The sequence below is a fragment of the Streptomyces sp. enrichment culture genome, from assembly GCF_964272895.1.
GTDB lineage: Bacteria > Actinomycetota > Actinomycetes > Streptomycetales > Streptomycetaceae > Streptomyces.
The window spans coordinates 7,284,784-7,299,209 of sequence record NZ_OZ186832.1 but is presented as its reverse complement, the minus strand read 5'-3'; the positions used below and the strand labels follow the sequence as shown (position 1 = coordinate 7,299,209).

Genomic DNA, 14,426 nt, shown 5'->3' with positions numbered 1-14,426 from the left:
CCCTGGTGAGGCTTTCGATCACCCGATAGGGTGTAAAGAACGCATCAAGACGATGCTGGTGTGCCGGGAAGTCTGGTCGGCGTCCGAGGGGCCTGTGTGCCCGATTCCGCCGACAGCCCCGGAGGCTCTCCCCCATGACCACGCCCCGCCGACGCACCGTCTTCCTGGGCCTTCTCCCCTGGCCCGAGCGCAAGGCCATCACCGAGTCCCTGCGCACCGAGACCGTCGGCGGCCTCGTCCTCCTCGCCGCGGCCCTCGTCGCCCTGGTCTGGGCGAACAGCCCCTGGCGCGAAGCCTATGAACAGATACGCGACGTCCACTTCGGCATCCCCGCTCTGGGGCTGGACCTCTCGTTGGAGCACTGGACGGCCGACGGCCTCCTGGCCGTCTTCTTTCTTGTCGCCGGCATCGAGCTCAAACGGGAACTCGTCCTCGGCGAGCTGCGCACTCCGGCCACCGCGGCCCTGCCGGCGATCGCCGCGCTCTGCGGCATGGCCGTCCCCGCCGCCCTCTACGTGCTCGTCGCCTCGACCGGCGGCGGCAGCCTGGACGGCTGGGCCGTGCCGATGGCCACTGACATCGCCTTCGCACTCGCCGTCCTGGCCGTCATCAACACCCATCTCCCGGCAGCCCTGCGGGCGTTCCTGCTCACCCTCGCCGTCGTGGACGACCTCGGCGCCATCGTCATCATCGCGATCTTCTTCACCTCCGACCTCAACCTGTGGGCGCTGGGCGGGGCGTTCGGCGGTCTCGCCGTCTTCTACCTGCTCCAGCGGCTGCGCGTACGGGGCTGGTGGTGGTACGTGCCGCTCGGCATCGCGATCTGGGCGCTGATGTACAACGGGGGCGTGCACGCGACAGTCGCCGGAGTCGCCATGGGCCTCATCCTGCGTACGACTCCCGACAAGGGAGAGGAGGCATCCCCCGCCGCGCGCGTCTCCCACCTCGTGCACCCGTTCTCCGCGGGCGTCGCCGTCCCCCTCTTCACACTCTTCGCCGCCGGGGTCAGCGTGTCCGCCACCGCGCTCGGACACGTCTTCACGGACCCCGAACCCCTGGCTGTCTTCACCGGCCTCGTCGCAGGCAAGATCCTCGGCGTCTTCTGCGGCACCTACCTGGCCGCCCGCTTCACGCGCGCCAGACTGAACGCCGAACTCGCCTGGGCGGATGTGTTCGGCCTGGCCGTCCTCGCCGGCATCGGCTTCACCGTCGCCCTGCTCCTGGGCGAACTCTCCTTCACCGACCCCACACAGACGGAACACGTCAAGGCCGCCGTCCTGGTCGGCTCCCTGACCGCAGCAGCCCTCGCCGCACTCTTCCTGCGCCGACGCAACCGCCTCTACCAGCGTCTGTGCGCGGAGGAGGACCGCGACGACAACGCCGACGGGATCCCCGACATCTACCAGGTGGACATCCTGCCGAGCCGCGACACCACCTGATGACCGTGCAGGACATCGGACCCGCAGCCCTCGCCGTCAGCGTCGTGCTCGCGCTCCTGGTCATCCGCACAGCAGTGAGCGAACTCAAGAAGCCAGGCTCAGCCCGCCGCGAGTGGGCGTTTCTCCGCGACACCCGAGCACTGACGACCGGCCTGGCGGCAACGGCCCTGTTCGGTGCCCTGGGGTGGACGCTGTCCGGCCCGGCCAGCCTGCCGTGGGCGGTACTCGCCGGCCTCCTCGTCGCACGCATCGAACACAGCGAAAAATGAGGATCCGCTCTCCGAGCACACCCCCACGGCGGACGGCACGGAGAGCGGATCCTCTCGTTTCCAGGACCGCAAGGAAGCGATCAGCCGGCCTTCCCGCGGCCGATGAACCACAGCACTGCGCCCACCGCGGCCACGGCCAGACCGAGGGCGAGGACAGGCAGACCGGGGCCGGGAAGGACATACATCGCTGCTCCGACGACGGTCAGGGCAGCGCCGATCGACATCACCAGGACGCCGGCACGGGGCTGGGACATGTTGGTTCCTCTTTGCTTGCTCACATGTGTACGGGAAGGATTTTGCACGGTTGCCCGGGCCGCATGACGGCGACCCGGGCAACCTGGAGGCAGGGGTTGATCACTGGGGCCAGGGGTCACGCATCACGCGTGCCTGGCGGCCTGATCAGTATCCCCAGTAGATCTTCGACGAGTAGACGTACACCCGTCGATAGGTGGTCCACCAGGACGACGTCTCCGAGAACCGGAAGTTGGTGTAGGTCTTCCGGTAGGTGATGCGGTCCTGGTACTGCGTGGTGTAGACCGACACCCACTCGGCGAGAACCTTCTCACGGCTCCACGACAGGAGGGTGCAGCGGACACCGCGCTGGGTGCGCCAGCGCCACCGCTCCTTCCAGCCCACGATCGCCAGGGGCGTCCAGTCGGCGAGCGCGTCCCACATCCAGGAGTACTTCTTGGTGCGCCAGCTGGTGTAGGACCACTTGCCGGACCAGGTGATCTTGATGTCGCTTCGCCAACCGGTCCAGGCGTACCACGGGATCTTGCAGGGCAGGCAGCCGGAGATGTCCTCGGCGTTGACCGGGTCGCCACAGACGTAGTCGTAGTTGCTGCAGCTGCCGCCGGCCACCGGGTCGGTCTGCAGGAACCGGCCGGATGCCGGGTCGTACAGACGCACGCCCATCAGGACGAGGTTGCCGAGGGTGTCCGAGGACCGCTGCTCGCCGCCGAAGAAGCCGTAGCGGGCTTCGCCGGTGCCCGTCCGCTTGCCGAACTCGTCGCTCGTCAGGGCGGTGGCGGGCTTGGTGGTGTCGAGCGGAAGGGCGAGAGCGATGTCGTTGTGCAGGTCGACGAACTGCAGGACGACGTCACCGGTCTTGCTGGTGGTCGCGCCCAGGCTGCGGCCCGCGGACTCCACGTTGCGCGTGATGGCGCCCGTGGCGGAGTCCTCGACGATCCAGGTCGGCTTGTCGCTGTCGCTGCTGTAGTGGTTCGTCTTGGTGGCCGTGGTGACCCAGCTGCCCGTGGCGTTCGACTCGACGGTCCAGGAACGGATCCGTCGGGTGGCGTCGAGGGCCCAGGTCTGGCGCTGGTTGCCGAGCAGCTGCTGCCTCACGAGGTCGTTGAGGTAGTAGCTGAGGGTGCCCTCCCCCGGAACCGAGGTGGCGCGGCCGAAGGCGTCGTAGGCGTAGCCGCTGTCGGTCTTGCGGTCCGCGGTGTCGTAGGTGCTGGTGACGGTCGTACCACCGGTCGTCGGGCACTCGAGGCCGGGTGCGCCGGCGGCCGTCGTGACGGAGGTGCGGTTGGAGTGCTTGTCCCAGGCGTACGAGCGGCGGGTGCAGACGCTGTCGGCGGTCTCCTCGACCGTCGTCAGACGACCGGCGGCGTCGTAGCGGTAGGCGCGGTTGGCGTTCTGGCCGACGCCTCCCGAACGGGTGGCCCACTGGTCGTGCGCCGTGACCGTGGCGGAGTCGCTGAAGAGCAGTGCTCCGTCGGAGTCGCGGGTGTAGGCGCGCTCCGTCGGCTTGCCCGCCGGATCGGTGGACTGGGTCATGGTGTAGCCGCCGGGAAGCTTCTCGGTGGCCACGTTGCCGTCCGCGTCGTACGTGGCACGGAAGGTGCCGGCGACGGAGTCGGTCAGGGAGACCAGCAGTCCGCGCGGCTCAGCCGTGGTGTCGTAGGTGTAGGTGACGGTGGACGGAGCGCTGTCGGTGCTCTTGACCGGCCGGTTGAGCTGGTCGTAGTGCACCGTGGTGGTGTTGGCATCGGCGTCCGTGTAGGTCATCTGACGCCCGAGCACGTCGAACGTGCGGGTGATGCTGCCCGCGCTCGTCGAGGTGGTCTTGGTGAGGTGTCCTGCCTCCGGGTCGTAGGTGAAGGTCTGGTCGGGGATCGCCGTGCCGGCCGTGCCGCTGGTGGTCACAGCCGTCTGGCGGCCCGCCGCGTCGTAGGTGGTGACCAGCGTGCGCGTGGCGCCGTTGGCGGTCTCCACGACCTTCGCGGGCTGCCCGTAGGCGTTGTACTCGTTGTAGATGACCGGCAGTGCGCCGTTGGTGCCGGCGGCCGCGCCCGCGTAGCGGACCTCGCAGACCTGGTCGGCCCATTCGGGGCGGCCCTGGCAGGTGCCGGTGCCGGTCGCCGACCAGTAGGTGGTCAGCTGGGTGCCGGGGTCGGTGCCGGTCGACTTCGGCATCAGGGACTTGACCGGGCGGCCCTTGTCGTCGAACTCGGTGATCCGGGTGATCGCCAGACCGCCGGGGTCCTGGACGTTCTTCGTGGCCAGGCCCTTGACCCAGTCGTACTCGGTCGTGGTGACCCGCCCGTCGGCCATCTGGCCCGGGTAGGTGAGCAGTTCGGCGCCGACGGTCTCCTTGGTGGGCTGGTTCACCACGGTGGCCGAGCCGTCGGTGGGGCGGCCGGCGTCGTACTGGGTGGTGGTCCAGGTGCGGCCGGGAGCCGCCGTGCCCGCCGCCAGCAGGACCGTGCCGTCACCGGCCTTGAGGTCCTTCTCGACGGTGAGCATCCGCAGCGGGCCGCGCGTGTCCGTCGAGCGGGATCCGTCGGCGGAGAAGGTGGTCTCGCTGGACAGCAGCCGGGCGCGCTCGGCGGATCCGGCCGCGTCGGTGCCCAGGCCGAGTTCGGCGAGGCGGGTCCGGTCCTGGGCGGTGAGGCCGAGGGCGAGGGCCCGGTTCGCGGCCGACAGCTCCATCACCGTGTTGCCGTACCGGTCGTACTGCGTGGTGGTGATGTGGTCACCGGGGTTGCGCTGGTTGACCTGTCGCCCGGAGGCGTTCAGGTAGACCACCATGGCCCGGGCGTAGTCGGCCTTCGTCAGCTGGGCGCCGTCGGACGACGAGGGCACCTTGTCGGCGGGGAAGACGGCGGTCGCGTCCGACGGGGCGTCGTTCTGCCCCCACTTGGCGACATCCGCCGAGCCCATGGGGACCGGTGCCGTCGTCCCGGTCAGCGGGACGTTGTAGACGACCGTGGAGGTCGCCGTACCGGAGACCTGGTCCTTGGTGCCGGCCACGAGGGTCGGGCGCTGCACGGAGAGCAGCATGCCGTCCGAGGCGCCGGTGACCGAGGCGACCTTGCCGTAGTTGAACGTCCACGGCAGCTGGCCGGGCGGAGTCAGGGTGACGATGCGGCCGGCGGTGTCGTAGGTGTAGGCGGTCTTCAGCGCGGGGCTGATCCGCGGGTCCCATGCCTCGCGCAGGCGGCCCTGGTGGTCGTAGGCGTAGCGGGCGACGGTGCGCGCGGTGGCGCTCGTGGCGCCGGGCTCCGTGGCCCACACCTTCAGCTCGGAGACCTGACCGGCGATGTCGCCGAAGGCGCTGGAGGTGGCGGTGGTCGTCGTCGCGTAGACGAAGTCCAGGACCTTGCAGCCGCGCGTGGACGGCGTCGCTTCACAGGTCGTGGCCGTGGCCGCGCTGGTGGCACCGATGATGCGCTTCGGGCGGCTGACGCGCTTGCCGTCGACGGTGACGGCCTCGGAGACGACGAGGCTCTCACCGCCGTCGATACCGGACTGCACCGAGCTGGAGACCTGCCAGGTCGGGGCATCGGCGGCGGCCTTCTTGAAGGTCGTCACCGAGCCGTCGTCCTCCTTCAGTACGAAGGAGGAGGTGAACCCGCCGGTCAGCGTGAGCTCCTCGAAGCCGGGCTCGGGGATCCACCCGTTCTGCGCCTGGTTGGCCGTGAAGTAGACGGACGAGCCGTCGGCCGACACCAGGTTCAGCGAGGTGTTCGAGGTCTTCTCGATGTGCGAGTAGCCCGAGTCCACCTCCGGCGCGACGGTGCCGGAGACCCACTCCTTACCGAAGATCGGGGCCTGGCCGGTCTGCTTGGCGCCCTTGTCGGGAACGCGCGAGGAGGCCGTGCGCGTGACGGAGAGGCCCATCACCTCGGCGTCGGAGGCGCCGAGCGAGTAGTCGCCGTTGAGCAGGTTCACGGAGCCCGGGCCCACCTGGGATCCGGCGGCACCGTCGGCGTTGCGGTCGACGACGACCGGGAGCGGCTGCGTGCTGCCCGTGGCGCCGTTCGGGCCGGTGAAGTCGGCCTTGATCTGGACGCTTCCGTCGGGGTCGACGGTGGTGGTGGCGTTCCAGGTCAGGGGCGCGTTCTTGCCGTTCGTCAGTGGCACGGGCCAGGCGGTGAGCGCCTGTCCGTCCTTGAGGACGTCAGCGGCGGGAATCTGCGTCCACGGGTCGGCGTCGGACCGGCGCCAGGAGAACGACACGGCGTCGTACTTCCCGGCCTCGGCCTCGGCGACCAGCGGCAGACGGCGCGCGGTGCTCTCGCCCTCGCTCGGCTGGACGAAGCCGCCAGGACCCGCGTGGAAGGTGTACTCCCGCGCCTCGGACTTGTTGTCGGCCTTGTCGACCTGCCGCACCTGGAGGGTGTGCGTGCCGTTCTTCGGCGGCGTGACACTGATGGCCTTGGCGGCGGTGGAGCCGCCGGTGGCGACCTTCGTCCAGGTCAGACCGTCCAGGGACCACTCAAGCCAGTTGTGGTCGGTGCCGTTCGGGGTGACGGTGAACGTGCCGGCCTGGCCCGCACCCTTGACCCAGGCGTTCGACGGGTAGTCCGTCGACGTGATGCCCGTCGGCGCGGACGGGGCGGCGGTGTCGACCGTGAAGGTCTTCCAGGCCGACCAGCCCAGGTTGTAGTGCGTGCCGTCGTACGGGCTGCTGCGGAACTGGTACGTCTTGCCGTTGGTCAGCACGCCGGCCGGCACGACGACCGGGGCGGGCTGGCCCGACGGCACGAACGCCGACCGCAGGACGGCGCCGACCTGGGTGTTGGTGGCGGTGTCGTAGATCTGGTACGCACCCTGGATCTTGTCACCGTTGGGGTCGACGAACGTGTCCCGCAGCGTCGGCGTCGTGGTGTTGACCACGTAGGCGCCGCCGTACGAGTAGAACGGGGGACCCGCCTCCTGCTTCGTACCGGTACGGGGCCGGTAGTTGTAGGTGACGACCAGCTTGGGCGGGTTGGCGGCGGCGTTGGCGGAGTTGACCCGCTTCCACTGTCCCGTGATGGTTTCGTCGCTGGCGCGCAGGCCCATGTTGGACTTGGCCGCCTTGGCCGAGGCCCACTCCTGCACCATCGTCGTGACGTTGGCGTTGATCCAGCCGTCCGGCTGGGTCGAGCAGGAGGCGTTGCCCCGAGTCTCCGTCGAGCTCGCCTTCTCGGCGATCCACGACGGCTGGGCCGTCCAGCGCGACGAGGTCGTCGCGGCCCCGGTGGACCACACCTCCCACGGCTGGTTGGGGCAGGACGTACCGGTGTAGTTGCCGGAGTGGAAGTTCCACAGCGACAGCTTGGCGTCCATCACCAGGGCGTCGGCGATCGGCGCCGTGTTCCACGAAATGAAGGAACGTGCGGTGCGGTAGGTGCCGTCGGCGTTCTTCGTGCCCGGATTGCCCAGGTCCAGCTCGACGTCCGTGGACCAGTCGACCGTCGTGCCCTGCTGCACGTAGGTGTCGAAGACGTTCGACAGGGAGGAGGTGGACGGGTCGACCGTCACCGGGTACGTGGTCTTCGGGTCGGCGAGGAACTTCGCGTCCGGGGTGAGGACGAGGTCGACGCCGCCCTTGGTCTTGACGACCTTCATGGCGACCCTGACCTGGCGCGTGTGCTTGCCGGAGACCGGGTCTACCGTGGCGTCCCACATCACCGGGGCGGGCATCACCGCGGTCTTCTTCGACTTCTTGTCCTTGAACAGCACGCTGCCGTCGGCCTGCTGCTCCACCTTCAGACCCTTGGTCTTCAGGGGCAGGGTGTAGGAGAAGCCGTCGGCGGGCCGCTCCTTGACCTCGACGAACTGCTCGAAGCCGGTACGCGTGGCCTCCACCACCACGTCCGCGCCGGGTACCGCGTTCTCGTAGGTGGCGCGGGTCCCATCGAGCTTCGGAGCGGGCAGGCCGCCGCGCCACTGGAGGGTGATCGCCTCGTCACCGGTGCCGAGGGTGACCAGGTCGGTGGCCGGGGCCGACTGGGCCGCCTTCAGCGAGCGGGGCTTGGAGCCGGACTTGCCCGCCAGCTTCAGGCCCGTCGGGTGCGAGCGGGAGACGACCGTGCCGTCCGACGACCTGATGAGGTCGACGTCGACGTCACGCCACTGACCCGAGGCCGGGTCGCGGAATCGGATGGGACCGGCCGACAGCTCGGTGGTGAGCGATCCGTCCTTGTTCACCCAGGTCGTCGAGGTCTCGGTGCGCTCGGAGAGCGCCTCGACCCGGTGGCCCGAGAGGCGGGCGGTCACGCGCGCGGACGGGATGTCCGCCGCGGTCGTCGCGTAGGCCGACTTCTGCGGCTGAGCAGCCGCCTGCTCAGCCGGGGCGGCGAGCGCCGCCTCCGCGCCGTAGAGAGTCGAAACGGCCATCAGCAGAGCGAGTCCGGTCGCGGCCGCACGTATGCCTGGCCGGCAGTCAGCTCTGTGCCGTTCCTGGAATCCTGTTATGGATCCCGGTTCAGGGCTTCTCACATTGCTCCTATGAAGATGGATGGTGCTACGGAACCGGACAAGGAGGGTCCGATTCCAAAACCTGGGCAGGAAGGACCCAGGGGCTCATGGGGTGGCCGTCATCGGTTCGAGGCCGTATCGGGCATGACGGAATGCCCGCTCGGTTGTCGTCGCGGGAAGTCGTGGGGCGAACTACGGCTCGATCAGGCCCGTCCTGATGGCGTAGCGGGTGAGCTCGACGCGGTCGCGCAGGCCGAGCTTCTGCAGCAGGTTCGCCCGGTGACGCTCGACGGTCTTGGCGCTGATGACCAGCAGTTCGCCGATCTCCTTCGAACTGTGACCCTCGGCAACGAGCTTGAGGATCTCCTCCTCGCGATTCGTGATCGCCTTCTCCGGGAGGGGCCTGCCCTGCGCCACCTGGTCCAGGTACTTCCGAATCAGGGTGTTCTCGACGCCGGGATACACGAACGGCTCGTCTCGCATCGCGGCACGGCAGGCGTCCACGAGATCCCGGTCGGCGACCGATTTGAGCACGTACCCGGAGGCGCCGGCCTTCAGGGCTTCGAAGAAGTACTGCTCGTTGTCGTACATGGTGAGCATGAGGATCCGCAGGTCCGGTTGAGTCCGGGACAGCTCGCGCGCGGCCTGCAGACCGGTCATCCGCGGCATCGCGACGTCCAGAACGGCGAGGTCCACGGGGACCGTACGTGCGATGGAGACGGCCTCGGCCCCGTCACCGGCCTCGGCGACGACCGTGAGGTCGGGCTCGGACTCCAGAATCAGCCGGACACCGCGGCGAACGAGGGCGTGATCGTCGGCGAGCAGAATCCGACGCGGCAGCTCGGTCATCACTGGGCCTCCCCCGGCACTGGTACCCGCAGACGCACCGACGTGCCGCCTTCGGGGGTCGCCTCGATGGACAGCCGTGCGCCGATGAGCAGAGCGCGTTCCCGCATTCCTCGGATGCCGGCGCCTTCGGGCGCGTTACGGAAACCTCGTCCGTTGTCCCGGATCTCCAGTTCGACCACGCCGAGGCTCGTGTGCCGCAGCTCAAGGCTCACGTGATCGGCGTCCGCGTGACGCGCCGCGTTGGACAAGGCTTCCTGGCCCACCCGGTACATGACCAGTTCAGCTTCTTGGGTGAGCGCCGGAAGCCCGTGGTCGATGTGGTCGACAACTGTGAAGCCTGCGCCCGTGAAGTCGGACGCCAGCGCACGAAGAGCGCTGCCCAGGCCCAGATCCTCCAGGACTCCTGGGCGCAGCCGGCGGGCGATGCGCCGCAGCTCGTCCAGGCTCTGTCTGGTCGTCTCCTGTGCGCCGCGCAGATCGCCCCGCAGTTCCGGGGGCGCCTGGTCGGCCAGCCATTTCAGTTGAAGCAGGACGGCCGTCAGCGCCTGTCCGACCTCGTCGTGCAGCTCACGGGCGAGATGCTGCCGCTCGGCCTCCTGCGCCGCGGCCACCCGGGCGCTGCTGGTGACACGCTCGTTCTGCAGCCGGTCCAGCATCGCGTTGAACGTCCCCACGAGCTGCACCATTTCCCTCGGTCCCGCCGCCTCGGCCCGAAGGCCCGGGGCGAGGAGGTCCGCCTGCGCCATGGTGCGCGACAGACGGTTCAGCGGGGCCAGGGCGTAGCGGAGGACGAGGGCGTTGGCCAGGAGCATCACCAGGACCCCGACCGCCACCACGACGGCTTCCACGAAGTGAAGGGGCGAAGAGACCGTGACCCACGGGCTTAGCAGCAGAAGGGCCGCCACAACCAGGAGAGAGGCGTTCATCGCGAAGATGCGCCAGAACAGCGACACAGTCGACCTCCCCCTTCCCTGACCTGGGCCTCGACTGGCACCGTCGACCCTTTGGTGATCATGTGGATTCTTTGCGATCGACCTGAGTCCGTCTATACATGCTGACACCCATGTTTCCGGAGATCTACGAGGTCAGAGCGCCTTTCGGATGCCCTTCACCCGGGACCGACACAGGTCTGAACCACGCTCAAGCGGTCGCGAAGCTCACCAACGATCACCTCAGACCATCCAGTCGGACCGAGTCGAGCAGCGTGATGGACGCCATGTTGAGAACCGCCTCATGAGCAAGTCGGCGGCGGGTAGGTTGGCTCTCCACTTGGCACCGAAGGAGTCAACTGCCATGGATTTACCGGAGGTTGCAGGTGACATTGTCACCGGTTCGGCGATCGTGCTAGCCACCGGAGCGGTTACGGGCGGTACGGCATGGGTAGTGCAAGAGCCCGCGAGCTCCTGCGTCGCGGCACGCGTGACGAGCAGGACGCCGTGATCGCCGTACTCCACAACGGTGAGGCCACGCCCGAGGAGCGTGCGGAAAGCTTGGCCCCTCTCCTCCAAGCCCACTTCGACGCGCATCCGGACGCCATCCGCGAGTTCATCGCGCTGACGATGACGGGAACCACCGTCTACAACCAGCACAACACCGGAAGCGGACTTTTCTCCGATGGCCTGTTGAAGCGCATAGCCGCACTGTTGCCGCAACACGCGATGGCTGAGAGCGCCTACCGGCCCCGGAGGTCACGAAGTCCGTATCCTGCCGCGGCCTCACCTGTGAAGGAGTTCCGTCACGGCGTACAGCACAGCAGCCATGGGCAGCGCCCGTCCGGCAAAGGCCGACCCCTTCGTTGCCGGCGTCGCTGATGATGTGGGGCGCAGCTCGGCATGGTGAGCCAGTACTGTCAGCACGTCAGCCGTCCGCGTTCCCCTGCTGGAACGGCGGAGCAAGCGCCCGGCCCAGGCAGGCAGGAAGAGACCGCCCATCGGTTCACCGTCTCTGACGACGAATTCGAGCAGCCCGTCGTTGCGCAGCTCGACCCGGCCGATCTTGGACCAGGGAATGAGGCGGACGGTCCACATTCCGCGCAGGTGCACGCCGTCGTGGTCGGCGGTGACGCGCCAAAGGGCGAGCCGGCAGCACACCCAGGCGGCGACGAGCGAGGTCCACACCGCGAAGAACAGCGCCCCTGGACGGGAGGTGGTCAGCGTCCCTCCATCTGGGCGATCGACGAATGCTACGAAGAGTCCGCAGAAGACGGCGGCAGCGAGTCGCCCTCCCCAACCTGCCCGCCACACCACTGGAGCCGATGGTGTTTCCATCCGGGCGGCGAGCTCCTGCACTCGCAGGCGCCGCTCGTGGCGCCGGCGGCGTCTTCGCATGCTTCTCCCGGCTGTCATACGCGCCGCCTGCCGTGCCAGCGCATGACTCCGGCAGCCAGCAGAGGCACCCCACCGACGGAAAGGAAGGGCATTCCCGGGTCAGGCAGCACGTACATCACGACTTGACCAGCCGCTGCGACCAGAACAGCAACTATGCCGACCAGCGCAGGGCAGCAGACTCGCCCCGGGCCAGACAGCCCGCACGTGTGCGACGAAGATGTCCAGCAGCCGAAGAGGAAGCCGACTCTCATACACGCCGGAATCCCGAGCGTGCCCGCGCCACCACGGTGAAGACCAGCAGCGCGGCGAATACACCGGCACCCACGGACAACGCGTCGGCGACAATCCGGTCCATCCGCGGCCGAAGGCTTTCCAAGCAGGCGAACAACGCCGCGGAACCTGCGAGGGTCGCCAGGACACCTGCCGTCCAGTTCCGATGCCGCACGAACCAGTGGCCCAGCAGGAACACGACAGGAGCGGCTGCCGGAAGGGTCGGGTCGTCCAGCAGGGCCACAACGAAGTAGCCCAGGGCACACAGTGCCCAGCAGCCCACCAGCACCCAAGCCGTCTCGCCCCTCGAGACCATCCTTGACGCGGCCATCGACTCCACCCTTCGCCCGACTCCATTGAGCCCCTCGCCCTGAAGCGGCGGCCATGCGCGTCCCCAGCACACTTGACGCCGAATTTCCTGCCGGACCACGGCAATCTTTGGACAGCACTTTTCACCATGACCGCGCTGCCTTGCGGCGTCGCCGCGCTCAGCGGCTGGGCTCCCCTGGACACGCCTCCACTGGTCCCTTGCCCAACGCAGTGCGGCCCGACCAGGCGCATGCGCTCGACATGCGACAGCTCGGCGACTCCCCTCGCAGCGCTGCTCGCCACCGACTCATGCGCCCGGGCCTGAAGCCGCCCCGGCCCTGCTGTGGGTGGGACTGGCGCCACGCACTGGACAGAGGCGCGCGCAGAGCGGCTGATTCCTTGTGATGAGGACGGTGGACGCGCCGTCGTGGACCGGACGTGCCGCCGCTGCCCCGTCAGCCGTTGAGGTCGCGGTGGTTGAAGCGGTACGTGCCCGCGGCCACCAACACCGCAGAAGCCCCGGCGAGGATTGCCACGTCCGGCCACTGGAAGCCGTGCTCCAGCGGCTCGCCGCCGATGTAGTAGTGGAACGGCGAGAGGTATGCGGCCCAGTCGAGACCGAGTTGGCCGGCGAACGTGTGCGCGGCGTAGGTGAGGACGCCGATGCCTGCAGTCGCGGCGAAGACCACGGCACGGCGGCCGGTGGCGGCGCCGAGTCCCATGGCGAGCGCGCCGAACGCCACGGCCAGCAGGGCCAGGTTGAGGCACTGGGCCAGGAAGTCCGTCGGGCTGATGGAGGTCAGGTCTGCGCTCTCCCGGATGGCGAGCATCGTGAGCCACACCGCGGTGGCGATACCAAAGGCTCCGGCGGCCAGCGCGCCGAATCGCTGGAGGATCAGGCGGGTCCGGGTGACGGGGTGGGCGAGGAGGAGGTCGAGCGTGCCGGACTCCTCGTCCCCGGCCGTGGCGCGGGCTCCGGTCGCGGCGCCGTAGAAGAGGGCGAGCAGCGGCAGGATGAGGCCGAAGACGGAGGACTGCAGATATCCGGCGGCCGTGGTCAGATCGTCGAGGTGGAACGCCTCGCGCATCGCTTCGGGGAAGTTCTCGACGGATTCGGCGCCGCCGGTGGCCATCTGGGGGTAGAAGCTCGCGTACATGGCGGCGGCAAGGGTGGTGCCGGTCGTCCAGCCGATGAGCGAGCGGCGGTTGTCGCGGAGGGTCTTGGTGAACACGGTGGTGCGCATGGCGGGTCGGCTCCTTTCCTGAGCAGGTGACGGCGCGGCGGGTCAGGCGTCGGCGGTGCGACGGGACGCGGCTTCGGCGTCGGTGTAGTAGGCGTGGAAGACGTCGTCGAGGGCGGGTTCGGTGGTCCGCAGCGCGGTGACGTGGTGCTGGGCGGCGGCCTTGACGAGGGCGTCGGGCTCGCCGGTGAGCTGTCCGCGCAGGGTGGTCCGGTCCGCGTCGAGCACGAGGTCGTGTACGCCGGGCAGCCAGGCGAATTCCTCGGTGGTGACGGGCTCGGCGAAGCTGATCTCGATCTCCCGGACCGCTCCGGCACGCAGCTGGGCCACGGTGTCCAGAGCGACGAGCCGTCCGCCGCGCAGGATGCCGACCCGGTCGGCGACCGCCTCGACCTCGTCCATGATGTGGCTGGACATGAACACGGTCTGGCCGTTCGCGGCGGCCTCCGTGACCAGCTCCAGGAACGTCTGCTGCACCAGCGGGTCGAGTCCGGAGGTGGGCTCGTCGAGGATCAGCAGCTCCGGGGTGTGCATGAATGCCTGGACCAGGCCGACCTTCTGCCGGTTGCCCTTGGACAGTTTCTTGACGGTCGCGCTCTGGTCGAGTCCGAGCCGGTCGGCCAGGGTGTCGATGCGCTGCTGCGTCACGCCGCCGCGCAGGTCGGCCAGGAAGCGCAGGCAGTCACGCACCTTCTGCCGTCCGTCGACGACGAAGTCGCCGGCGAGGTATCCCACGCGGCGACGCAGCTGCACGCTGCCGGCCCGCGGGTCCAGGCCGAGGACCTTGACGTTGCCCGAGGTGGGCCGGATCAGGTCGAGCAGCAGCCGGATCGTGGTGGACTTCCCGGCACCGTTCGGGCCCAGACAGCCGAAGACCTCGCCGACGCGAACGTCGAGGGACAGGCCGGTCAGGCCACGTCGGGAGCCATATGTCTTGGTGACCTCGCGGAGCTCAATCGCGTTCTCCATGACTCCGAACGTATCGAACTTTCAGAGATCTGTAAACATCCAGAACTCATTGAG

The 14,426-nt window shown here is 68.8% G+C and carries 10 protein-coding genes; 2 read left to right on the top strand and 8 right to left on the bottom strand.

Annotation, left to right across the window (positions count from 1 at the left end):
• The first annotated feature begins 134 nt into the window (after positions 1-134).
• Together nhaA and ACSU6M_RS32495 are read left to right on the top strand one after the other, a co-directional pair.
• On the top strand, positions 135-1,439 hold the full coding sequence (nhaA, locus tag ACSU6M_RS32500) for a Na+/H+ antiporter NhaA (protein WP_437074637.1): 1,305 nt from the start codon (positions 135-137) through the stop codon (positions 1,437-1,439).
• Positions 1,439-1,708, top strand: coding sequence for a hypothetical protein (locus ACSU6M_RS32495; RefSeq protein WP_437074636.1), 270 nt, complete (start codon positions 1,439-1,441; stop codon positions 1,706-1,708). The genes nhaA and ACSU6M_RS32495 overlap by 1 nt, the downstream gene beginning before the upstream one ends.
• Before the next feature lie 80 nt (positions 1,709-1,788).
• On the opposite strand, the gene ACSU6M_RS32490 is transcribed toward ACSU6M_RS32495, so the two are convergent.
• From ACSU6M_RS32490 to ACSU6M_RS32455, 8 genes are all read right to left on the bottom strand, one after another.
• Complete coding sequence (locus ACSU6M_RS32490; RefSeq protein ID WP_437074635.1) at positions 1,789-1,962, bottom strand: hypothetical protein; 174 nt, start codon at positions 1,960-1,962, stop codon at positions 1,789-1,791.
• 145 nt (positions 1,963-2,107) lie between these two features.
• Positions 2,108-8,326 carry a DNRLRE domain-containing protein gene (locus ACSU6M_RS32485; RefSeq protein WP_437074633.1) on the bottom strand — a complete coding sequence of 2,073 codons (6,219 nt, stop codon included), beginning with the start codon at positions 8,324-8,326 and terminating at the stop codon, positions 2,108-2,110.
• 273 nt (positions 8,327-8,599) lie between these two features.
• On the bottom strand, positions 8,600-9,256 hold the full coding sequence (locus ACSU6M_RS32480; RefSeq protein ID WP_437074632.1) for a response regulator: 657 nt from the start codon (positions 9,254-9,256) through the stop codon (positions 8,600-8,602).
• Positions 9,256-10,209, bottom strand: coding sequence for a HAMP domain-containing sensor histidine kinase (locus tag ACSU6M_RS32475; protein WP_437074630.1), 954 nt, complete (start codon positions 10,207-10,209; stop codon positions 9,256-9,258). The genes ACSU6M_RS32480 and ACSU6M_RS32475 overlap by 1 nt, the downstream gene beginning before the upstream one ends.
• 762 nt (positions 10,210-10,971) lie before the next feature.
• Entirely contained in the window at positions 10,972-11,544 is a 573-nt protein-coding gene (locus tag ACSU6M_RS32470; RefSeq protein ID WP_437074629.1) for a hypothetical protein, read from the bottom strand.
• A 286-nt stretch (positions 11,545-11,830) separates the two neighbouring features.
• Positions 11,831-12,193, bottom strand: coding sequence for a hypothetical protein (locus ACSU6M_RS32465; protein WP_437074628.1), 363 nt, complete (start codon positions 12,191-12,193; stop codon positions 11,831-11,833).
• 424 nt (positions 12,194-12,617) lie between these two features.
• Complete coding sequence (locus ACSU6M_RS32460; RefSeq protein WP_437074626.1) at positions 12,618-13,406, bottom strand: ABC transporter permease subunit; 789 nt, start codon at positions 13,404-13,406, stop codon at positions 12,618-12,620.
• 42 nt (positions 13,407-13,448) lie between these two features.
• Positions 13,449-14,372, bottom strand: coding sequence for an ATP-binding cassette domain-containing protein (locus tag ACSU6M_RS32455; protein WP_437074624.1), 924 nt, complete (start codon positions 14,370-14,372; stop codon positions 13,449-13,451).
• Positions 14,373-14,426: the final 54 nt, after the last annotated feature.